At 68.2% G+C, this 21,450-nt stretch carries 16 protein-coding genes and 2 pseudogenes; 8 read left to right on the plus strand and 10 right to left on the minus strand.

What is annotated here, in order from left to right:
* Positions 1-99: 99 nt before the first annotated feature.
* The gene (locus ACFVBH_RS36520; protein WP_379008899.1) at positions 100-921 is read right to left on the minus strand and encodes a sigma 54 modulation/S30EA ribosomal C-terminal domain-containing protein; all 822 of its coding nucleotides are present in this window, start codon (positions 919-921) and stop codon (positions 100-102) included.
* A gap of 191 nt (positions 922-1,112) precedes the next feature.
* On the opposite strand from ACFVBH_RS36520, the pseudogene ACFVBH_RS36525 reads away from it, so the two are divergent.
* Positions 1,113-1,529 (plus strand): annotated as a pseudogene (locus ACFVBH_RS36525) (response regulator transcription factor); the annotation flags it as partial.
* 139 nt (positions 1,530-1,668) lie between these two features.
* Positions 1,669-3,402, plus strand: coding sequence for a GAF domain-containing sensor histidine kinase (locus ACFVBH_RS36530; RefSeq protein WP_354987812.1), 1,734 nt, complete (start codon positions 1,669-1,671; stop codon positions 3,400-3,402).
* An 18-nt stretch (positions 3,403-3,420) separates the two neighbouring features.
* Here the strand turns inward: ACFVBH_RS36530 and ACFVBH_RS36535 are convergent, their stop codons facing one another.
* Positions 3,421-4,617 (minus strand): beta-ketoacyl synthase N-terminal-like domain-containing protein, encoded by a 1,197-nt coding sequence (locus ACFVBH_RS36535; protein WP_379008902.1) that lies wholly within the window; start codon positions 4,615-4,617, stop codon positions 3,421-3,423.
* Positions 4,618-4,837: 220 nt separating this feature from the next.
* Here ACFVBH_RS36535 and ACFVBH_RS36540 point away from each other — a divergent pair, with 220 nt between their 5' ends.
* Positions 4,838-6,127, plus strand: coding sequence for a diguanylate cyclase domain-containing protein (locus ACFVBH_RS36540; protein WP_379008904.1), 1,290 nt, complete (start codon positions 4,838-4,840; stop codon positions 6,125-6,127).
* A gap of 237 nt (positions 6,128-6,364) precedes the next feature.
* A complete protein-coding gene (locus ACFVBH_RS36545) occupies positions 6,365-8,683 on the plus strand; it encodes a HelD family protein (RefSeq protein WP_379009815.1) in 2,319 nt (772 codons plus the stop codon).
* 72 nt (positions 8,684-8,755) lie between these two features.
* On the opposite strand, the gene ACFVBH_RS36550 is transcribed toward ACFVBH_RS36545, so the two are convergent.
* From ACFVBH_RS36550 to ACFVBH_RS36560, 3 genes are all read right to left on the minus strand, one after another.
* The gene (locus ACFVBH_RS36550; RefSeq protein WP_354987808.1) at positions 8,756-9,205 is read right to left on the minus strand and encodes a universal stress protein; all 450 of its coding nucleotides are present in this window, start codon (positions 9,203-9,205) and stop codon (positions 8,756-8,758) included.
* A gap of 471 nt (positions 9,206-9,676) precedes the next feature.
* Positions 9,677-10,096, minus strand: a complete 420-nt coding sequence (locus ACFVBH_RS36555; RefSeq protein ID WP_379008907.1) for a DoxX family protein — start codon at positions 10,094-10,096, stop codon at positions 9,677-9,679.
* Positions 10,097-10,177: 81 nt separating this feature from the next.
* Positions 10,178-11,002 carry a helix-turn-helix domain-containing protein gene (locus tag ACFVBH_RS36560; RefSeq protein ID WP_379008909.1) on the minus strand — a complete coding sequence of 275 codons (825 nt, stop codon included), beginning with the start codon at positions 11,000-11,002 and terminating at the stop codon, positions 10,178-10,180.
* A 289-nt stretch (positions 11,003-11,291) separates the two neighbouring features.
* On the opposite strand from ACFVBH_RS36560, the gene ACFVBH_RS36565 reads away from it, so the two are divergent.
* Positions 11,292-11,762, plus strand: coding sequence for a VOC family protein (locus ACFVBH_RS36565; protein ID WP_379008911.1), 471 nt, complete (start codon positions 11,292-11,294; stop codon positions 11,760-11,762).
* 59 nt (positions 11,763-11,821) lie between these two features.
* Here ACFVBH_RS36565 and uvrB read toward each other — a convergent pair whose 3' ends face one another.
* Positions 11,822-13,990, minus strand: coding sequence for an excinuclease ABC subunit UvrB (uvrB, locus tag ACFVBH_RS36570; RefSeq protein WP_354987804.1), 2,169 nt, complete (start codon positions 13,988-13,990; stop codon positions 11,822-11,824).
* Positions 13,991-14,437: 447 nt separating this feature from the next.
* Between uvrB and ACFVBH_RS36575 the strand changes: the two genes are divergently transcribed.
* The gene (locus ACFVBH_RS36575; RefSeq protein WP_379008914.1) at positions 14,438-15,022 is read left to right on the plus strand and encodes a DUF402 domain-containing protein; all 585 of its coding nucleotides are present in this window, start codon (positions 14,438-14,440) and stop codon (positions 15,020-15,022) included.
* 112 nt (positions 15,023-15,134) lie between these two features.
* Here ACFVBH_RS36575 and ACFVBH_RS36580 read toward each other — a convergent pair whose 3' ends face one another.
* The gene (locus tag ACFVBH_RS36580) at positions 15,135-15,566 is read right to left on the minus strand and encodes a hypothetical protein (protein ID WP_354987802.1); all 432 of its coding nucleotides are present in this window, start codon (positions 15,564-15,566) and stop codon (positions 15,135-15,137) included.
* Between the two features lie 186 nt (positions 15,567-15,752).
* Here ACFVBH_RS36580 and ACFVBH_RS36585 point away from each other — a divergent pair, with 186 nt between their 5' ends.
* Positions 15,753-16,280, plus strand: a complete 528-nt coding sequence (locus tag ACFVBH_RS36585) for a DUF402 domain-containing protein (protein WP_354987801.1) — start codon at positions 15,753-15,755, stop codon at positions 16,278-16,280.
* A gap of 72 nt (positions 16,281-16,352) precedes the next feature.
* Here ACFVBH_RS36585 and coaE read toward each other — a convergent pair.
* Together coaE and rpsA are read right to left on the minus strand one after the other, a co-directional pair.
* Positions 16,353-17,285: pseudogene (coaE, locus tag ACFVBH_RS36590) on the minus strand (dephospho-CoA kinase); the annotation flags it as partial.
* A gap of 730 nt (positions 17,286-18,015) precedes the next feature.
* On the minus strand, positions 18,016-19,497 hold the full coding sequence (rpsA, locus tag ACFVBH_RS36595) for a 30S ribosomal protein S1 (RefSeq protein WP_354987800.1): 1,482 nt from the start codon (positions 19,495-19,497) through the stop codon (positions 18,016-18,018).
* A gap of 306 nt (positions 19,498-19,803) precedes the next feature.
* Here rpsA and ACFVBH_RS36600 point away from each other — a divergent pair, with 306 nt between their 5' ends.
* On the plus strand, positions 19,804-20,676 hold the full coding sequence (locus ACFVBH_RS36600) for a class I SAM-dependent methyltransferase (protein WP_354987799.1): 873 nt from the start codon (positions 19,804-19,806) through the stop codon (positions 20,674-20,676).
* Between the two features lie 19 nt (positions 20,677-20,695).
* Here the strand turns inward: ACFVBH_RS36600 and ACFVBH_RS36605 are convergent, their stop codons facing one another.
* On the minus strand, positions 20,696-21,283 hold the full coding sequence (locus ACFVBH_RS36605) for a hypothetical protein (protein ID WP_379008918.1): 588 nt from the start codon (positions 21,281-21,283) through the stop codon (positions 20,696-20,698).
* Positions 21,284-21,450 lie beyond the last annotated feature (167 nt).

Here is a 21,450-nt window from a genome sequence, read left to right on the forward strand (position 1 = left end):
CCATGCTAGGCGTGCCCACCGACAAGTTCTGTCGAGCGGGCTCGGACGCTGGTCACACCCTGTGTTGTTGTGTCGGCTCCCGCCCGGTCGCGGGCGGTTTCAGCGGTCGGCGATCACGCCCTCGGCGAACCATTCGGTGAGCGCTTCGGTCTGGGTTCGGCGCACACATGTGGCGTTGAGCACGCGCGGCTGCAGTCCGCGATCGCGCGGGCGCTCGTCGCTCCCGATCGCCGCGACCAAGGTGAGGTCGCCGTCGAAGCGGCGGTACAGCAGCCTGCCCCGCCGGGTGCCGGGATCGGTGAAGAACAGATACGGCAGCCCGCCCAGGCACAGCCGCTCCGCGGCCTCGTCCTCGAGCAGCGCGGGCACCGCGTCGCGATACTGGCGCCGGCATCGCGCGCCGAGCGGCCCGCTCCAGCACACGACCGCGTCCGTACCCGTATCGGCGTCGGTATAGAGGTGCGCGTCGTAATCCATGGCGTCGAGCACCAGCGCCGCGTTCGCCGCGGTGGCGACCCGCAGCCGGCAGTCCTTGCGCCGCACGATCTCGCGCGGCTCGCTGACCACCGCCAGCACCGGCCGCGCCGGATCCGGCCACGGCCGCGACGCGACCTCCGGCTCGCACCCGAGCCGCAGATCCAGACGTTCCAGCGCGAACGTGGTGGCGAACCGCCCCGGCCCGGCGACCTGCACCCGGATCGCCTTCCCCAGCGCCCGGACCGACACCTGCACCAGGGTGGGACCGTCCTCGGCGCCGGGCCAGCGCAGGCGCACCCGCACCGGTCCATCCAGCCCGTGCCTGCGCAGAATCCGCCCGAGCCCGCGCACCGCCCGCGTCACCTCCGCGGCTGGAACCGCCCCCTGGGTGGTGACAACGAAATCCGGATCCATGCCACTGGACCACACTTCCAACCCGCCCATAGCCAACCACCTTTCCCGTATCCGACCCGGCAACTCGCATTCATGGCATCACGGTCCTCACAACACGAAACAGGGCCGAAAGTCCCCACCGAGATAACAAGTGACCTTCGCCCGTATTCACCTGAGCCATCACGGGTTACGTTCGAAGGGACATTGCGCACCCTGGTTTCACCGAGAGCACGGAGGCAGCCTTGATCACCGTCTTCCTCGTCACCGCACCGGGTACCGTCCGCCGCGGACTCACCGAGATACTGGAGCAGGATCCCGCCCTCACCGTGGTCGGCGGCGCCGCCGATGTCGCCCAGGCGCGCTCGCGAATACCGGCGCTGCGCCCCGACGTCGCGGTGCTGGACGCGCGGCTGCCCGACGGCGACGGCATCGAACTGTGCCGGGAGTTGCTGGCCGGCATCGACAAACTGCGCTGCCTGATCCTGGCCTCCTATCCCGACGAGCAGGCCATGATGGCCGCCATGGACGCCGGGGCCAGCGGTTACGTGGTGAAGGACATCAAGGGCATGGAGTTGGCCTCGGCCATCAGGGAAATCGGCGCGGGCCGCTCACTGCTGGACAATCGCGCCGGGGCCGCGCTGCTGGCGCGGCGGCGCGCGTGGGGTGTGGTCGCCGATACCGCGCGGACGACGAAACACCGTACGAGACGGTCACGTTCGGCGTAACAACCCTTCGGCAATCGTGCCGAGCGTAGTATCCACCGTGCTGTGTGCGCGCCCGCCGGACACCAGGACTACCATGCACGACACCACTCGCACCGGACCCTATTCGGTACGTGACACGTTGTCGCAGTTGCGATTACGAGAATTGCTGACCGAGGTCAAAGACCGCGTCGAGCAGATCATCGACGCGCGCGATCGCATCGACGGACTGGTCGAGGCGATGCTCGCGGTCACCTCCGGGCTCGACCTGGATCAAACGCTGCGCACCATCGTGCGCGCGGCCACCAGCCTGGTCGACGCCCGGTACGGCGCGCTCGGGGTGCGCGGGCACGATCAGCAGTTCAACCAGTTCATCTACCACGGCATCGACGATCAGACGCGCATGCTCATCGGCGACCTGCCCGAGGGCCACGGCGTGCTGGGGCTGGTGCTGAGCAAGGCGCAACCGGTCCGGCTGGACGATCTCACCCGGCATCCGGCCTCGGTGGGCTTCCCGCCGCAGCATCCGCCCATGCACACCTTTCTCGGTGTGCCCGTGCGCATTCGCGGCGAACTCTTCGGAAACCTGTATCTCACCGAGAAATCCGGCGGGCACCCCTTCACCGAGGACGACGAGGTCCTCATGCAGGCCCTGGCGGCCGCGGCCGGCATCGCGGTCGACAACGCGCGACTGTACGAATCCGCGCGCACCCGCCAGGCCTGGATCGAGGCCACCCGCGACATCGCCACCGAATTCCTGGCCGACACCGATCCCAACCAGGTGCTGGCGCACGTGGTGGAGCACGCCCGCGAACTCACCGCCTCCCAGCGCGCGCTGCTGGCCGTGGTCGCCGACACCGACACCCCGCCCGAGGAGGTCACCGAACTCGTCGTGGCCCAGTGGTCCGGTCCCGCCGCGCCCGCGGCCGGACCGGACGCGGCCATCGTGCGCACCGTCGACGCGGCGGTCGGGCAGGCCCTGACCACCCGCACCCCGCTGCGCTTCGACGACGCCCGCCACATCGATCTCGGCATCCCCATCGACGACATCGGCCCGGCACTGGTGCTGCCGCTGCACACCCCCGACTCCACCATGGGCGTGCTCATCATCGTGCGCTCGGCCGAATCCGCGCCGTACACCGACGAATTGGTGGAGCTCATCGCAGCCTTCACCGATCAGGCCGCGGTGGCCATGCAGCTGGCGGTGGCCCAGCGGCGCATGCGCGAACTCGACATCCTCACCGATCGCGACCGCATCGCCCGCGATCTGCACGATCACGTCATTCAGCGGCTGTTCGCCATCGGACTCTCACTGCAGGGCACCGTGCCGCGCGCCCGCGTTCCCGAGGTGCGCCAGCGCCTGAGCGACACGATCAACGATCTGCAGGACGTGGTCGAGGAGATCCGCACCTCGATCTTCGATCTGCACGGCGGCAACGGGCACAGCACCCGGCTGCGCCAGCGCATCGAACGCGCGGTGAAACAGCAGACCACCGACAGCGAGATCCGCGCGCTCATGCACATCACCGGCCCGCTCTCGGTGGTCGAGCCCGGGCTCGCTGATCACGCCGAAGCCGTGGTGCGCGAGGCGGTCAGCAACGCGGTGCGGCACTCGGGGGCGAGCACCATCACCATCGACATCGGGGTCGCGGACGATCTCACCATCGTGGTGGCCGACAACGGCTGCGGCATCGCCGACGACATCACCCCCAGCGGGCTCACCAATCTCGCCACCCGCGCCGAGGAGTCCGGGGGCAGGCTCGCGGTCTATCCGCGCCGCGACGGCGAGGAGACCGGCACCAAACTGCACTGGTCCGTGCCGCTGCACTGACGGGACGGGCCGCGCGGGTCAGTCCACCGGCCCGAGCACCAGCGCCGAATTGTGCCCGCCCATACCGAGCGAGGTCTTGAGGGTGATGCCGTCGCCGCCGACGGCCACCCCGTCCAGCAGCCGCGGATGCGCGGGCGCCACGATCGGGGACGAGACCACCAGGCCGCGTTCGTACCCCATGGCGATCGCCGCCACCTCCACCCCGGCGGCCGCGCCCTGGCAGTGCCCGGTCAGCGGTTTGGTCGCGCACACCAGCGGCCGGTCCGCGAACATGTCCGCCAGCAGCGCGGTTTCGGCGTCGTCGCACTGTTCGGTGCCCGAGCCGTGCGCGTTCAGATACGCGATCTCCTCGGGCCGCACGCCGGCGCCGGCCAGTGCGCGGCGCACGCATTCGAAGATGTGCTCGTGGCTGGGTTCGACCGACACGACGTGATAGCCGTCGTTCGACATGGCGCCGCCCAGAACCGCGGTGTAGGGCCGATCGGCCGCGCGGGTCACGACGAACGCGGTCGCGGCCTCGCCCATGCTGAACCCGCGGCTGCCCTGCTGGAACGGACGGCACGCGCTGAGCGGTTCGTCGTCGGTGACCGCGGCGCCCAGGGCCACGAAGTGCTCGACCATGTCGGGGGTCGCGGACAGATCGGTGGCCACCACGATCACGTCGTCGGCGAAACCCTGTGCCAGCCACAGCTGTGCGGTGATCATGGCGACGTTGGCCGAGGAGCACGCGGCCGAGACGTTCATGGACGGACCGTGAAAGCCGAACTCCTGCATCAGCATCGACACCACGGTCGAGGGAAGTAATCGCATGTAGTCGCGCGAGCGCCGCTGCCCGCCGTCGACCAGGTAGAAATCTCGCCATTCGGACACATCACCCAGAACGATGGCGTGCAGCAGACCGACCGTCCGGCCCGGCCGCCAGCCCCGCGCCGCGGCATCGGCCACGGCCTCGCGCACCGACTGCTGCGCGGCCCGCGCGTACCGGCTCGGCCCCAGCTCCGCGTCCCCACCGTCCGGCACGCGGGCAACCCAACCGTGCCGATCACGTTCGGGGCCGTACCCTGGAAAGAGCCGAGCGGCGGGCTTACCGCTCAGCAAACCTTCCCACAGAGCTTCACGACCCCAGCCGTACCCGGTCACCGCACCGATTCCGGCGATGGTCATATGATCTTGGTGCTGTTCTTCGGTATTCGGGATGGGGATGGTGCCAGCCATGAGCATCGCTCCTTCCAGAGCCGGTGCCTGTAATGATCGTCAAATGCCGCCCGATGCTGTGCGGGACTGTGATTGATTCAATACAGGTCGGCAGGGTGTCACAGCAACCTCGCCGACAACATAATGGTGCCGGGCTCCATCGACGCTTCATGACGACGATCAGGGGGTGCAAGAGGTGGTGGGTAACGATCGGGCAAACGCTCCGACCGATGCTGAGCAGTTGGCCCAGCGGTACCGGACCCTGGTGGAATACAGCCCCGACGCCGTGGTCGTCCACGAGCGCGGCGTCATCGTCTACGCCAACCCGGCCACCGTGCGCCTGCTCGCGGCCGAGACCACCGACGACATCGTCGGCCAGCCCATCACCAAGTTCGTCCATCCCGCCTCGCTCACGCCGATGCTCGAGCGGATCCGCTGTCTCACCATCGCCGGCACCGCCTCGGTGCCCGCGGAGATGACGCTGCTGCGCCTGGACGGCCGCACCGTGGACGTGGAAACCGTCTCGGTGCTCACCGCCTGGCACGAACACCTCGCCTACCAGGTGGTCCTGCACGATCTGACCCCGCAGCGCGCCGCCGAGGCCGCGCAGGAACGCGCCGAGCAATTCTTCGCCACGGTCGTCTCCCAACTCGAGGAAGGGGTGGTGGTGATCGACCGGGAGGGCCGCATCGAATCGGCCAATCCGGCCGCGCGCCGCATCTTCGGCTACGACGCCGACGATCTGGTCGGCACCCGCATCGACGACATCCCGCTCGCGCTGCTCGATGCCAACGCCCAGCCTATGCCGCAGTCCTGGTACCCCGTCATGCGGACCCTGGCCACCGGGGAGACGGTGACGCGCTTCGTGTTCGGCGTCGACCGGCCCGACGGGCAGCGCCGCTGGCTCTCGGCCAGCAGCCGGCTGCTCAATCCGGAGGATCCCAACTCCGCGGCCGTCTCCTCCTTCAACGACATCACCGAATTCCGGGCCAGCCGAAGGCAACTGGAGTACCAGGCCACCCACGACCCGCTCACCGGGCTGGCCAATCGGGCGCTGGTGCTGTCCCGGCTCGCCGCGGCCCTGGGCACCAGCGAGGATCTGCCGGTGTCCACGGTGCTGTTCATCGACCTGGACGGCTTCAAGGCCATCAACGACACCCTCGGGCACGCCATCGGCGACACGGTGCTGCAGATCGTGGCCCAGCGCCTGCAGCGCGGCCTGCGCTCGGACGACATCGTCGGGCGCATCGGCGGCGACGAGTTCCTGGTCCTGCTGTCCGGCCGCACCCTGGGCGAGGACCTGGAAACCCTGGTCACCCGCCTGCGCACCACCATGGCCGAACCGATCATCGCCCGCGGCCACCGCATCCAGGTGAACGCCTCGATCGGCATCACCCCGCTGCACCCGGGTGACGGCCGTACCCCGGAGGCCGTCCTGCACGACGCCGACATCGCGATGTACCGGGCCAAACCCCCCGGCCACCGGGACAGCGCCCTGAGCCGCCGCAGCGACTCGACCCACGCGTCCTGAGCCGCTCGTCACGCCACGAGCAGCCGATACGGCGCGGCGGGCGAACGCGAACTAGACTCGACAACTCTGTTCTCGATGGTGCGCGCGCCCTGCCCGGCGACCGGTGTGGTGACAAGGAGTTCCGTTTTGCCCGACCTCACGCAGGAGCGATCCGTATCCGGATCCGATGCCGAACCGACGGCGGACCTGGAAGCCGAACAGCGGCACCTGACCCTGCTGTACGAGCGGCTCGACGGCATGCGCGAGTACGCGCAGCGGCGGCTGCGGACCGTGCTGCTCGAGACCGGGGGCACGCCGCAGGCCCGCAGTGAGCGCGAGTCGTTCACCCAGCTGTACTCCGAGGACCTATCGAAGTACGACGCCGCCGAACACGGATTGTGTTTCGGGCGAATCGATCTCGCCGAGAGCGCCGAGGAGGACGCGGGACCCGCCGCCGGCCCGGGGAGCAACGGCCGGGTGAGCAACGGCAACGGCCGGGCGGCCACGGGCAACGGCGACGGCCAGGCGGGCGCGGCCGGTGAGGGCGAACGCCGGTACATCGGCCGCATCGGCATCCTGGACGAGCAGTCCGATTACGAGACCCTGCTGCTGGACTGGCGCGCGCCCATGGCACGCCCGTTCTACCTCGCCACCACCGCGGCCCCGGACGGGGTGACGCGGCGCCGGCACATTCGCTCGCGCAACCGCAAGGTCACCGCGGTCAACGACGAGTACCTCGATCTCGGCGCGGCGCAGCGCGACGGCGTGATCGACGGCGCCGGTGGCGTCGGCAGCGAGAGCGCGCTGCTGTCCGCGCTCAACGCCGCGCGCACCGGACACATGAACGACATCGTGGAAACGATTCAGAGCGAACAGGACTCGATCATCCGCTCCGAGCACCGCAGCGTGCTCGTGGTGCAGGGCGGGCCCGGCACCGGCAAGACCGCGGTGGCGCTGCACCGCGCGGCCTACCTGCTCTACACCTACCGTCAGCAGCTGGACAAAGCCGGCGTGCTCATCATCGGGCCGAACTCGACCTTCCTGGACTACATCGGCCAGGTGCTCCCCTCGCTCGGCGAGACCGGTGTGCTGCTGTCCACCGTCGGCAACCTGTACCCGGGTGTGCGCGCGACACTGGAGGATTCGCTGCGCGCCGGGGAGCTCAAGGGCTCGCTCGACATGCTCGAGGTACTCAAGAAGGCGGTCCGCGACTGGCAGGAGGTGCCGCGCGAACCGGTGCGCCTGCACTTCGACGGCCGCGAGCTGACCCTGGACCGGCGCATCATCACCAAGGCACGCGGGCGGGCCCGCTCCTCGCGCCGCCCGCACAACCTGGCCCGGCCGATCTTCGCCGCCGGGGTCGTGGACGCGCTCACCGATCAGCTGGCCCAGCTCATCGGCGCCGATCCGCTCGGCGGGCGAAACCTGTTGAGCCAGGCCGATCTCACCGAGATCCGCGACGAGATGCGCGCCGACGCCGAGATCCAGCGCGCCATCGCCGGACTGTGGCCGCTGCTCACCCCGCAGGACGTGCTCGGCGGACTGTGGGCCGATGCCCGCCGCCTGGCCAACGCCGCGGGGAACCTCGGCGCCGAGGACCGCGCCGAACTGCAGCGCACCGACAGCGGCGAGTTCTCCGACGCCGACGCGCCCCTGCTGGACGAGCTCGCCGAACTGCTCGGCATCGACGACAGCGAGGAACGCGAACGCTCGCGCCGGCGCTGGCGCGCCCAGCTCGCCGAGGCGCAGGACGCCCTGGACATCCTGACCGGTTCCGCGCCACAGGATCTCGAGGACGACCTGGACCCGGAACTGCTCATGGCCTACGACCTCATCGACGCGAGCCAGCTCGCCGAACGCCAGCAGGTCCGCACCAGCCAGACCACCGCCGAGCGCGCCGCCGGGGACCGGACCTGGACCTACGGGCACGTCATCGTCGATGAGGCGCAGGAGCTCTCGGAGATGGCCTGGCGAATGGTCATGCGCCGCATCCCCAATCGCTGGATCACCGCCGTCGGCGACGTCGCCCAGACCGGCGACCCGGCCGGCGCGGCGTCCTGGCAGCAGGTGCTGGAACCCTATGTGGCCAAACGCTGGAAGCTCACCGAGCTGACCGTCAACTACCGCACCCCCGCCGAGATCATGGCCATCGCCGCCGATGTGCTGGCCGAGATCGATCCGGGCATGTCGATCCCGCGCTCGATCCGCGAATCCGGCTTCACCCCCGCCGCCCACCGCGTGGCCGCCGCGGAACTGGCCGCCGAGGTGGCGCGGCACGTCGCGGCCGAGGCGGCGCACCCGGGCACCACCGCGATCATCGTGCCGCACGACCTCGCGCCGGAATTGGCCGACGCGGCCGATGATTCGGCCCGGGTGCTGACCGTGCACGACGTCAAGGGCCTGGAGTTCGACGCGGTGATTTTGGTCGAGCCGCAGCGCGTGCTCGCGGAGTCCCCGCGCGGCATGAACGATCTGTACGTGGCCCTGACCCGTGCGACCCAGCGCCTGACGGTCGTGCACACCGCCGACCTGCCGCCGGTGCTCGGCAAGATCGCGGCCGCCGGAACCACCGCGTAGCAGCGGGGTTCGCCCCGCGAACGCGAAAGCGGCCGTGACCAAGTGGTCACGGCCGCTTCGGCGTACGGGGACTCAGCGCACGGTGTGCACGATCAGCACGTCGCTGCGCGACTTGCGGGCCACGTCCGAGGGCACGGAGCCGAGCAGCCGGCCCGCGAGGGTGTTCAGGCCGCGGTTGCCGACCACGAGCAGATCGGCGTCCACCTCCTTGAGCAGGTGCAGCAGCGACTCGACGGGCTCGCCGACCACCGCCTTCTCCACGATGTTCGCGGCGCCCGCGGCGGCGGCGCGATCGCGTGCCACGCGCAGGATCTCGCTGGTCGGGGCCGAGCCGCGGACCTGGTAGGCCTCTTCCTTGAGCACGTCGGCGGCCGCGGCGACATCGCGGTCGTCGGTCGGGTAGTAGGCGCAGGCGATGTACAACGTCGAGCCCTCGCCGGCCAGCGCCGCAGCCCGCTCGACGGCGACATACGACGAGTCCGAGCCATCGGTACCGACGACGATCGTCCGGTAGGCGGTCATTCTCTCCTCCAAGTACAAGGGTCGGGGGCCGCGACGCCCGCGTGCTGCGGATGAGTCGGCGGCGACTGCGCCTGACAATAGCGGCATATCCGACGGAAATTTTCGATATGGCAACACATCACACTCGCGTGGCGCATCGGACGCAGCACACATTCCGCGCGCGGATACCGAACGGACCCCGGCTACCAGCGAATTTCCATTGGCCGCCGGGAGACGGCGTAAAACGTCAACCCTATTGCGCGCCTGGGATATTGGTCACAAGCCGTGTTTCCTGCCCGGAAACGCCCGGATGAAACGGCTCGGCCCATCCGGTGCTCGACACGCACCGGATGGGCCGGAAATACAACCGCTACCCACTCACCGCTGGTGATAGTCGGCCCAGAACCAGCCGAGAATCACGCTCATGATGTTCATGCGCTCCTCTTCGTTGTGGCCGATCACAATGCCGCGCAATACTAGCGCGCCGATCGGTCAGAGGTTGAAAAGCGGTCCGGTGAGCGTCAATCCGAGGCAGTGGCCCGCCGCGGAGAAGAAGGCGAAGAGCATGAGCGCCGCACCGGCGAGCGCGACATCCTTGTTGAAGCTGATCATCTCGGTCTGCTTCGCCTCGGGATCGGTCTCCTTCCAGAACGGGTGCATGAGGAACGCCGTCGGGAGCAGGAAGATCACCAGCAGCAGCGCGCCGAGATCGGCCCAGACGCCGAACAGCACGCTCAGCCCGCCGACCAGCAGCAGCACACCCGAACCGATGACCGCGAGCTTGGGCGAGGGCACGCCGCGGAACTGCGCGTACTGCGCCATCGCGTCGGCTTTGGTGAGATGGCCCATCGCTGAGCCCAGGAACAACGCGGCGAACAGGATCCGCCCGATCAAAACCAGCACATTCACCATGGCTCACTCCTCGGTTGATCGACTCTGCCAGTAGGTGACATGGCAACCAACTGGTCGTGCGACTTCCTTATTCCCAATATCTCAGGACAGTAGCGAGGCGCGGGCGTATTCCAGCGGAGAAATTCCGATTTCCTGGCCGAACTCGCGCGAAAAGTGCGCTTGATCGAAGTAGCCCAGGTCGAGCGCCAGCGCGGCCAGGTCCGACGTGCGGCCCTGCGCCAGCAGATGCGCGCCGTCCTGCAGGCGGTAGCGGCGCAGCACGGCCTTCGGGGTCGTGCCCACGTAGCGGCGGAACAGCCGTTGCAACGTGCGGACCGGAATGTCGAAACGCTCGGTGACCTGGTCGACCCGGGTGAGCTCGCGGTCCTGCGCCATGGCGTCGATGATCGTCAGCACCTGCCGGTACGGCGCGTCGTCGGTCACCGCGCGCCGCTCGGCGATGCCGGCCAGGAAGTCCTCGACGAGCGTGCGGCGCTGTTCGAGTTCCGGCTCGGCCAGCACCGCCTCGGCCAGGCCCGCCGCCTCGGGGAAGACCTCGGTCAGCGGGACCGCCCGATCACGCAGGGCGCCCACGTCCATCCCGGTGAACGCGCCGAAGCCGCCCGCCAGGAACTTGACCCCGAATGTCTCACCCGCCTCGGCCAATTCGCGGACGTACTTGGTGGTCCACACCCCGGAGACGAAACCCCCGAGCCGCTCCCGGGTGTTCTCGAAGGTCACGTTCACCGCCGGGAACGGCAGTACCTCGGCGTAGTAGGGCTCGAGGCCGCGCCGATCCCAGCGCACCGCCCAGTACCACTCGACGTAGCGGGACACCCGCTCCCCCGCCGCGAGCCGGGCGTGGTTGTTGACCGCGGCCTGCTCCCGAGGTCGCAGAATGCCTTTCGCGGTTTCCGGCGGCGGCACCGGGCGCGGGGCGAACGTGCCCGGAACCGGGGCGGCGGGATTCGAGCCGGAGTCGGCGTGTGGGCCGCGTACGGCTACCGGGCGCTCAGGGCCGAAGTCGGCGTGTGGGCCGCGACCTCCCGCCACGGACTCGGGGCCGGGGACAGGGCGCGAATTGCGGCCGCCCGCCGGGGAATTCGGGCCGGCGGGCGGGGTCCGCGGTGCGGGATGCGGGCGCTCAGGACCGGGCATCGGGGGCCTGTCGCATTCCTACAAGACCGCGAAGCCGGTGCGGAGCAGAGTCCTTCCCATGAGCGAAACAGTGCATCCCATCCCCGCGAACTACCACTCCATCACCTGTTTCCTGGCCGTCCCGGACCCGAACGCCGCCATCGACTTCTACTCCGCCGTCTTCGGTGCGACCGTACTCAGCCGCAATGATCTGCCCGACGGCCAGGCCGCGCACGCCGAACTGCTGATCGGCGATTCCACCATCCAGGTCGGCGTGCCGATGCCGGACGAGGGCGTGCGCGCGCCCGAGGCGGGCTGGGTGCACAGCAGCGTCGTGCACTACTGCCCCGATGTCGACGCCGTCGCCAAGCTCGCGGTCGAGCACGGCGCGCGCCACGTGGACGAGCCGCAGACCTTCGTCACCGGCGACAGGTTCGGCCGGGTCATGGACCCCTTCGGTCACCGCTGGATCGTCATGACCCGCGTCGAGGACGTGTCCCGCGAAGAGGCCGAACGCCGCGTCGACGAGTGGCTGGCCCGGCAGGGCTGAACCCGCACCGCCTCGGGGAGCGCTTGCTCCCCGGGAGGTTCGGGGCCGGCCGGACCCGTTCACTGCAGACCGGCGGCGTCCATGCCGCGCAGCTCCTTCTTCAGATCGGCGATCTCGTCGCGCAGGCGACCGGCGAGCTCGAACTGCAGCTCACGCGCCGCGTTCATCATCTGCGCGGTCATGTCCTTGACCAGGTCGGCCAGTTCGGCGCGCGGCATGGACTTGATGTCGCGGCCCTCGTACACCCCCGCGCTCACCGCGCGGCCGGGCTCGCCCTGCGCGCGGCGGCCGCGGCTGGCATTGCGGCCGGAGCCGCCGACCTCCACCGCCTCGGAGTCCTCGGCCTCGCGGTAGACGGTGTCGAGAATGTCGGCGATCTTCTTGCGCAGCGGCTTGGGGTCGATGCCGCGTTCCTCGTTGTACGCGACCTGCTTCGCGCGCCGGCGCTCGGTCTCGCTGATGGCGTGCTGCATCGAATCGGTGATCTTGTCCGCATACATGTGCACCTCGCCGGACACATTGCGGGCCGCGCGGCCGATGGTCTGGATCAGGCTGGTCCCGCTGCGCAGGAACCCTTCCTTGTCCGCGTCCAGAATGGCCACGAGCGAGACCTCGGGCAGGTCCAGGCCCTCACGCAGCAGGTTGATGCCGATCAGGACGTCGTACTCGCCCAGGCGCAGCTGCCGCAGCAACTCCACGCGCCGCAGCGTGTCGATCTCCGAGTGCAGGTACCGCACCCGGATGCCGAGCCCGAGCAGATAGTCGGTGAGGTCCTCGGACATCTTCTTGGTCAGGGTGGTGACCAGCACGCGTTCGTCGCGTTCGGTGCGCAGCCGGATCTCGTGCACCAGATCGTCGATCTGGCCCTTGGTCGGCTTGACCACCACGTGCGGATCGACCAGACCCGTCGGGCGAATGACCTGTTCGACGAATTCGCCGCCGCTCTGGCCCAATTCGTATTTGCCCGGGGTCGCCGACAGATACACGGTCTGCCCGATGCGGTCGGCGAACTCCTCCCAGGTGAGCGGTCGGTTGTCGACCGCGGACGGCAGCCGGAATCCGAATTCCACCAGATTCCGCTTGCGCGACATATCGCCCTCGTACATGCTGCCGATCTGCGGGACCGTCACATGTGATTCGTCGATGACGAGCAGGAAATCATCGGGGAAATAATCGATGAGGGTGGCCGGTGCGGTGCCCGCGCCACGACCGTCGATATGCCGCGAATAATTCTCGATGCCGGAGCAGAAACCGACCTGCCGAATCATTTCCAGGTCGTATTGGGTGCGCATGCGCAAACGCTGCGCTTCCAGAAGTTTGCCCTGCTTCTCCAATTCGGCCAGCCGCTGCTCGAGTTCGGCCTCGATATCGTTGACCGCGCGTTCCATGCGCTCGGGACCCGCGACATAGTGGGTGGCCGGGAAAATGCGGACCATATCCACCTTGCGCACCACGTCACCGGTGAGCGGATGCAGGTAGTACAGCGCCTCGATCTCGTCACCGAAGAACTCGATGCGGATCGCCAGCTCCTCGTACGAGGGAATGATCTCGACCGTGTCGCCGCGCACGCGGAAACTGCCCCGGGTGAAGGACATGTCGTTGCGGGTGTACTGCACGTCGACCAGCAGCCGCAACAGCTTGTCGCGATCCACCTCGGCGCCGACGTCGAGCTGCACCGAACGATCGAGATAGGACTGCGGGGTGCCCAGACCGTAGATGCACGACACCGACGCGACCACGACGACATCGCGCCGCGACAGCAGACTCGAGGTGGCCGAATGCCGCAGCCGCTCGACGTCGTCGTTGATCGAGCTGTCCTTCTCGATGTAGGTATCGGTCTGCGCGATGTACGCCTCGGGCTGGTAGTAGTCGTAGTACGAGACGAAGTACTCGACCGCGTTGTTCGGCAGCATCTCGCGCAGCTCGTTGGCCAGCTGCGCGGCCAGCGTCTTGTTGGGCGCCATCACCAGGGTCGGGCGCTGCAGCTTCTCGATGAGCCAGGCCGTGGTGGCCGACTTGCCGGTGCCGGTGGCGCCCAGCAGCACCACATCGCGCTCGCCGCCGTTGATGCGCTTCTCCAGCTCGGCGATGGCCGCCGGCTGGTCACCGGCGGGTTTGTGCTCGCTGACCACCTGGAACCGGGCTTCGGTGCGCTCGATATCACCGATGGGCCGATGTTCGGAGTGCGCCAGCGGCCGATCTTCCGGGATCTCGGTTGCAAAAGCCATGTTCACCAGCCTAGAGCCCCCCACCGACAGACTCCCCCGCCTCTCCGGGACTTTGGCGCACAGCCTGGGAGCCGTTGGCCGTTGGGGACGCGTGACTCGGTTGGGAGCCGCGACGATTTTGGGGGTGCCCCCGGAGTTACCCCGATCCTTGCGAAATCAGGCATTGCTTGCTTCGTGGGGGCTCGGGGGTCAAAGCATTGCTTGATTTGGGGGGTTTCGAGGGTGGGGATTGCTGTGTTGTGGGGGGTGGATTACCTTGGGTTGGGTGGGGGTTTGTATTGGCATGGGGGATGTCTTGATTGTCTGAAATGTGTTTTCTACCAAGGGAGTTCGGGGGACGTTCCGAGTTTGTTGCGCTCGGATTCCGGTCTTCTCACGGGGGTTGTGCGGGGGCGTGGCGGGCGTAACCTGATCTGGTTCCAGCACGTCGAGACGAGGCGAGGCGAGATGACCAGTCTGCATACGCCACAGGGGAATTCCACCAACGGATCGGGTCCCCGGGAATCGAGACGTGTCCTGCCGGGCGCGCCGCCGCATCGGCCCAGACTCGAGTTCTTCAATCTGGCCGAGCTGTCCTGGACCGACCATCACGGGTACGTGCACCAGGTCGAGCGGCTGCACGCCGAGTCGTGGGGGCTGTACATGGAGCGGATCGTGGACAATCCGCGGTTCCGCTACATCGAATCCTGGCTGCTGCCGCAACTTTCGCTGCGAGCCAGCGTCTATCACCTGCGGCCGGGCCACGATCGCGCGCAGACCTACTACCTCGACATCGGGGACTACGGTCCGGTCGGACCCAAGCGCTGGCGGGCCGAGGGGCACTATCTGCACGTGGTGGCGCGGCCGGGGCAGGTGCCCGAGCTGCTCGGCATCGACGAGCTGCTGACCGCGCACGCGGCGGGGTACTTCGACACCGCGCACACCCACCGGGTCATCGAGCACGCCAGCCGGGTGGTCGACGGCATCGCGGGTTACGGGCACGATGTCGACCGCTGGCTCGCGGCGCAGGGGCTCCAGCTGACCTGGCTCTGACCGCGGTGGTGGCGGCAAGCGAAAGCCACCCGGTTCGGCTCGCGCTCGTCCCGGGTGGCTTCGGCTTCGTTCGGTTCGGCTCGCGGCGTTCGCCTTTCGAGCCGCGCGCGGTCTAGCCCGCGGACAGGCTCGGCAGCAGATCGCCGAGGCCGCCGCCGCAGCCCAGGCTGCCGGTGCCGGTGCCGGCCGCCACCTGCACGGTGATCGAGTCGCTGATCAGCAGCTGCCGTGCCTCGATCTTGTGCGCGCCCGCGGAGTCCGGGGTCCACTTGATCGTCACCTTGTTGCTGAGCAGCGACGGCGAGACCGGGCTGCCCGGAATGTCCTTGCCGTTGTCGGTGAACTTCACCGACGAGAGGCGGTCGACCTCGACCGAGGCGGTCACGGTGTAGCTGCAACCGGCCTTGTGGTTGGACCCGGAGACCGCAACATCTCCGACCCAGGCGCTGGCCTGCGGCGCGGCAAGAATGACGGTGCAAGCCATCGCACCGAAGGCGGTGACGCCAACCCCGGCCCGGCGAGCACGGACGCTCTGAGAATTCATGCGTAGTACTTCCCTTTGGTTGAACTCCCCCACGTCAACGTGGGTAGCCGCACCGTAACGGAAGGCAGTGTTTCACATTGGCTTTTTCCGGAAAATTTCCCGGGAAATTGCTGAACTCGCGGTTTCTGCCCGCGATTCGGCCACACTCCCCTGGACGCCGAACCCCCGACGCGCGATGCTGTTCGCATGACTCAGGCGCCGACCGTAGACCTGCACCGACCGAAGGTGGAGCACTTCAACGTCGATGAGCTCACCAATATCGACCCGAAGGGTTTCGTCCGCCACGTCGAGCGGTATCACGCCGAACCCTGGGGACTTTACATGGCGCGCCCGTCGGACCATCCGGAGTTCCACTACATCGAATCCTGGCTGCTGCCACGGTTGTCCATTCGCGCCACCATCTTCCATTTCACCCCCGGAAACCTGCGCGATCAGGACTACTACATCGATATCGGCGAGTTCGTTCAGGTGAGCCCGCAGCAGTGGACCTCCGAGGATCACTACCTCGATCTGGTGGTGCGCACCGCCCGCGAGGTCGAACTCCTGGACGTGGACGAACTACTGGCCGCACACGCCGCCGGCTATCTCGAACTCGGCCAGGCCCAGCGCGCCATCGAGACCGCCACCACCACCATCGACGGCATCGCCGCGCACGGGCACAGCCTCGAGGGCTGGCTCGCGTCCCAGGGCATCACCCTGACCTGGAAGCAGTAGCGCGACCGGCAACGGCGCGGGGGCGTATCGAGCAGCGCACCCGCGCCGTCGCGCCGTCCGGGGTCAATCCCGGACCGCGAGCACCACATTCACCGGGCGGCCCGGATCCGCGTTGGCGTGCAGCAGCTCGTCCGCGCCGGCCGCGGCCGGAAAGCCCGCGTCCGCCAGCCGATCCCGAAGTCCGGCGGCGGTCGCCGCGTCCGCGACCGTGATCCGCAGATCCAGGATGTCCTCGGCGGGCTTGTCCGGCACCGCCGTCGAGCCGACGTGCTCGATGCGCTCGGCCGCGCCGCCGCACGCGACGTGCAGGCGTGCGATGAGGCGCTGCGCCTGGGCGGGCCACTCCGGATTCGCGGGCACCACGGGCGATTCGGCGGGCCGCGCGGCCGGGGTGCGGGTGCGCAGGTTGCGCTCGAAGGGAATCAGTCGCTCGTCCCAGAGCCGATGCACCTCGGCGCCGATGATCCCGTCCGCGCCGTTGTTGTCCAGCAGCACATCCGCCGCCGCCCGGCGCTGAGTGTCGGTGGCCTGCGCGGCGATTCGCGCCCGGGCGTCGGCCTCGTCGATGCCGCGGAACTCCACCAGGCGGCGCACCCGGGTCTCCTGCTCGGCGTCCACCACCAGCACCAGGTTCATGAACGGACCGAGGCCGTTCTCCACCAGCAGCGGAATGTCCTGCACCACAATGCCGTCCGCGGGCGCGGCGGCGATCAGCGCGGTGGTGCGCTGCCCGACCAGCGGATGGGTGATGCCGTTGAGGGTGGCGCGGGCCTCGTCACTGGCAAAAGCCTTGGCAGCCAGGGCGGGCCGGTTCAGGCTGCCGTCGGCGGCCAGGATCTCGTCCCCGAACGCGGCGACGAGAGCGGCCAGGCCCTCGGTGCCGGGGGCCACCACCTCGCGCGCGATGACATCACTATCCACGAGCACCGCACCGCGTTCGACGAGGATTCGGGCGACGGTGGACTTACCCGCTCCCATGCCTCCGGTGAGACCGATTCGCAACATCGGATCAGTCTCGCATCCGCTCGAATGCGACGTTCCGGCACCCCTAACCAGCCGATAGAACGGAATACCCATTCACTCACCGAATTTCACAAGCAATCGTCCGAATTGCTCATTCCGTGATAGTCGCGAGACCAATTCGCAACTTTTCCGGCGAATTCGGATCCGAGGGCGACAACATTCCGACACGCCGACGCGAAACTCGCGCAAAATCCTGTGTCGGACACTTTTGTTCGGCTAAGGTTCGCCGCAGGCGATCGCAGGCCGGTTCACGCAAGAGAAGGAATATCATTGGGCACCAGAAACATCCAGGCGGGTCGCCACCGTCTGGGACTGCCGGGCATGATGCACTGCATCGAGATCCCCGCGGTCGCGGCAGCGCTTGTCCAGCACCGTCGCACGTGGCTCTCCACCCTGATAAATCCCGCCCGCCACAGTTTCGCGGCCATGCGAAAACGCTCCGCGGCGGCTGCGAGTCGATGGGTACCGGCGACAGCCGGCTGACGAAACACATCGCCGCCGTGGCCCAGCCCCTTTCGGACTGGGCCACCTTTGTGCGCGGAATCCACCACCGGTACAGCTGCCGCCTTTTATAGGCGGCAGCTCTAATTCGCGTACCTGTAATAAATGGCGGAATTCGTCCGCGCAATTCGATCCCGAATATGACGAAACCCCCGGATCCTGAGGGATCCGGGGGTTTCGGTGTAGCTTATCGCGCTACCGCGTCAGCGAATCAGGCGTTGCCCGACAGCTTCTCGCGGAGGGCGGCCAGCTGCGCATCGCTCGCCAGCGAGCCACCGGCGGACTCGCCGGAGGTCGAGGACGACGACGAGGAGGACGCGGCCTGCGAACCACTCTCGGAGGAGTAGTTCGAGGAACCGCCGTTGGCGGCCTCGGCGGCAGCGTCAGCGGCCATCTTCTCCATCTGAGCGGTGTGCATCTTGTGGCGACGCTCGGCCTCGGCGTAACGGCCTTCCCACTCCTCGCGGACCTTGTCCGAGCCCTCGAGCCATTCGTTGGTCTCGGGATCGAAGCCCTCGGGGAAGATGTAGTTGCCCTGGTCGTCGTAGCTGTCGGCCATGCCGTACTTCGACGGGTCGAACTCGGCGTTGTAGTCCTCGTTCGCCTGCTTCAGCGACAGCGAGATCCGGCGACGCTCGAGGTCGATGTCGATGACCTTGACCATGGCGTCGTCGCCGACGGCGACAACCTGGTCCGGGACCTCGACGTGGCGCTCGGCCAGCTCGGAGATGTGCACCAGGCCCTCGATGCCCTCTTCGACGCGCACGAAGGCGCCGAAGGGAACGAGCTTGGTGACCTTGCCCGGGACGATCTGGCCGATCGCGTGGGTGCGGGCGAACTGACGCCACGGGTCTTCCTGGGTCGCCTTGAGCGACAGGGAGACGCGCTCGCGGTCGAGATCGACGTCGAGAACCTCGACGGTGACCTCGTTGCCGACCTCGACAACCTCGGACGGGTGATCGATGTGCTTCCAGGACAGCTCGGAGACGTGCACCAGGCCGTCGACGCCACCCAGGTCCACGAAGGCGCCGAAGTTGACGATGGAGGACACGACGCCCTTGCGGACCTGGCCCTTCTGGAGCTGGTGCAGGAACTCGCTGCGGACCTCGGACTGGGTCTGCTCGAGCCAGGCGCGACGCGACAGGACCACGTTGTTGCGGTTCTTGTCGAGCTCGATGATCTTGGCCTCGATCTCCTTGCCGACGTACGGCTGGAGGTCGCGGACGCGGCGCATCTCGACGAGCGAGGCGGGGAGGAAGCCGCGGAGGCCGATGTCCAGGATCAGACCACCCTTGACGACCTCGATGACGGTGCCCTTGACGGCCTCGTCCTTCTCCTTGAGCTCCTCGATCGTGCCCCAGGCGCGCTCGTACTGAGCCCGCTTCTTCGACAGGATCAGGCGGCCTTCCTTGTCCTCCTTGGTGAGAACGAGGGCCTCGACCTCATCGCCCACGGAAACGACCTCGGAAGGATCGACATCGTGCTTGATGGAGAGTTCGCGGGAAGGGATGACGCCTTCGGTCTTGTAACCGATGTCGAGAAGAACCTCGTCACGGTCGACCTTGACGATGGTGCCTTCGACGATATCGCCGTCGTTGAAGTACTTGATCGTCTTGTCGATAGCGGCGAGGAAGTCCTCGGCAGAGCCAATGTCGTTGATGGCTACCTGCGGCGAGGTCACGGTGGTGGGCATGTGTTGGGAGGCTCCGGACGGATTGTGGTCGGTAGTGGACATGTGGGCTTTCGGTATTGCTGCGAACACACAGCGATGGAACTACGTTGGTCATGCGACAGCACATCGCTGTGGCGGAGCACAACGCTGCCAGAAGCATGCGGACTCACAGCACGAACGTCTGCTCTGCTCGATCGCCCCGTGAAGTTCCGGTCCGGATCCCCCTGGAGGAACGAGTACAGAAGACACTCGCGGAAAACAGCGTACGCGACTGTCGTTGTACCAAGCAAACACGGGTGCCGCAACGCGAGTCGATAGAGTGCGGCCATGGCCGAAGATCACCCCGATTCCCCCGATGATACCCGGCATGCCGAGGCGAACGCACTGCTCGGCACCGTGGGCGTGGCCCGCACCAAGGTCGATTCGGCCGTCAGCGAGCGCGCGAACCGGCGCTGGTGGGACGCGGACGCGGCCGCCTACCACGAGACGCACGCGGACTTCCTGGGCGTGGACTCCCCCGCCGGCGAATTCGTCTGGTGCCCCGAGGGTTTGCACGAGGGCGACTGGCGGCTGCTCGGCGACATCGTGGACAAGACGATCCTGGAGATCGGCTGCGGCTCGGCGCCGTGCTCGCGCTGGCTGGCCGCGCACGGCGCGCACCCGGTGGGCCTGGACATCTCACGCAGCATGCTCGACCGCGGCGTCGCGGCCATGGCGGCCGGTGGGCCGCGCGTCCCGCTGGTGCAGGCGGGAGCGGAACAGCTGCCCTTCGCCGACGCCTCCTTCGATCTGGCGTGCTCGGCCTTCGGCGCGGTGCCGTTCGTGGCCGACTCCGCGCGGGTGATGCGCGAGGTGGCGCGGGTGCTGCGCCCCGGCGGCCGCTGGGTGTTCTCGGTGAATCACCCCATGCGCTGGATCTTTCCGGACGATCCGGGCGCCGAGGGCCTGCGCGCGACGATCCCGTATTTCGATCGCACCCCCTACGTGGAGCACGACGCCGACGGCGAGGCGACCTACGTCGAACACCACCGCACGGTGGGCGACAGAGTTCGCGAGATAGTTGCCGCGGGCCTGATCCTGGTCGACGTCATCGAACCCGACTGGCCGGAGTGGCTGGACCGCGAGTGGGGCCAGTGGAGCCCGCTGCGCGGCGAGATCTTCCCCGGCACAGCGATTTTCGTCACCGAGAAACCCGCCTGAGGATCGCGGCCGTCCGCGTTCAGCCGCGGAAGGGCGGCAGCGCGGCGAAGGCCGGGTCGAGGCGGATCGTCGGGACCGTCCGCGTCAGCCACGCCCGGACGCGGCTCAGCGGATGATCCGGGAAGTCGGCGTCGAATTCGGCGGCGTCGGCGCGGTTGTACGGGAGGTCGCCGCGTACGTCGGGCGCGTAGGGGTGCGGCGGGTACATGGACTCGAATCCCAGCCGGGCCATGGTCATCGCCTCCCGCATGCCGGTGATGCCGGTCTCCTCGCAGAAGAGCATGAGCACGGCGCTGCACCGGTCCTTGGGCACCACGATCGACGCGGCGAAAACCAGCCCGGTCGGCTGGTCGCGCCGCCGCATCTTCTCGATGCGCAGCAGCGCGGGCTGCCCGTCCACCCCGATAACCCAGGCTTCGATGAGCCCGCCGGCGGGCGCGTGGATCGCGGTCAGCCGGGCACGCAGGGTCTCGACGTCCTCCAGCGGCGCGGGCAGGTCGGGCGGCAGATCGAAGTACTGCACCGCCGCCATGTCGCCGGTGCCGGGATCGACCCAGCTGGAAGCGTCCGCCTGCTGAAAACCGCCTGTATCGAACGAGATTGGCACCCGGTCACCCTAAACGGACGATGCCGGAAGTGTCGGATCGTCGTCCGGGTTCGCCGGGGGCGGGCGCTCGGTGACGCCGTCCGGGCGGGACGCGCTGGGCGGTCCGGCCGGATGCGTCACGCGGCCGACGCTCTCACCCGACACGCCGGACACCCTCACGCGGCACG

This window comes from Nocardia sp. NPDC057668, from assembly GCF_042799795.1.
In the GTDB taxonomy this organism is placed as follows: Bacteria; Actinomycetota; Actinomycetes; order Mycobacteriales; family Mycobacteriaceae; genus Nocardia.

Coding starts and splice junctions, on each gene's coding strand:
- ACFVBH_RS36535 (WP_379008902.1), bottom strand. CDS start 4,617: ATGGCTGGCACCATCCCCATCCCGAATACCGAAGAACAGCACCAAGAT.
- ACFVBH_RS36580 (WP_354987802.1), bottom strand. CDS start 15,566: ATGAATTCTCAGAGCGTCCGTGCTCGCCGGGCCGGGGTTGGCGTCACC.
- ACFVBH_RS36530 (WP_354987812.1), top strand. CDS start 1,669: ATGCACGACACCACTCGCACCGGACCCTATTCGGTACGTGACACGTTG.
- ACFVBH_RS36585 (WP_354987801.1), top strand. CDS start 15,753: ATGACTCAGGCGCCGACCGTAGACCTGCACCGACCGAAGGTGGAGCAC.
- ACFVBH_RS36600 (WP_354987799.1), top strand. CDS start 19,804: ATGGCCGAAGATCACCCCGATTCCCCCGATGATACCCGGCATGCCGAG.
- ACFVBH_RS36520 (WP_379008899.1), bottom strand. CDS start 921: ATGGGCGGGTTGGAAGTGTGGTCCAGTGGCATGGATCCGGATTTCGTT.
- ACFVBH_RS36575 (WP_379008914.1), top strand. CDS start 14,438: ATGACCAGTCTGCATACGCCACAGGGGAATTCCACCAACGGATCGGGT.
- ACFVBH_RS36565 (WP_379008911.1), top strand. CDS start 11,292: ATGAGCGAAACAGTGCATCCCATCCCCGCGAACTACCACTCCATCACC.
- ACFVBH_RS36555 (WP_379008907.1), bottom strand. CDS start 10,096: ATGGTGAATGTGCTGGTTTTGATCGGGCGGATCCTGTTCGCCGCGTTG.
- ACFVBH_RS36550 (WP_354987808.1), bottom strand. CDS start 9,205: ATGACCGCCTACCGGACGATCGTCGTCGGTACCGATGGCTCGGACTCG.
- rpsA (WP_354987800.1), bottom strand. CDS start 19,497: ATGCCCACCACCGTGACCTCGCCGCAGGTAGCCATCAACGACATTGGC.
- uvrB (WP_354987804.1), bottom strand. CDS start 13,990: ATGGCTTTTGCAACCGAGATCCCGGAAGATCGGCCGCTGGCGCACTCC.
- ACFVBH_RS36545 (WP_379009815.1), top strand. CDS start 6,365: ATGCGCGAGTACGCGCAGCGGCGGCTGCGGACCGTGCTGCTCGAGACC.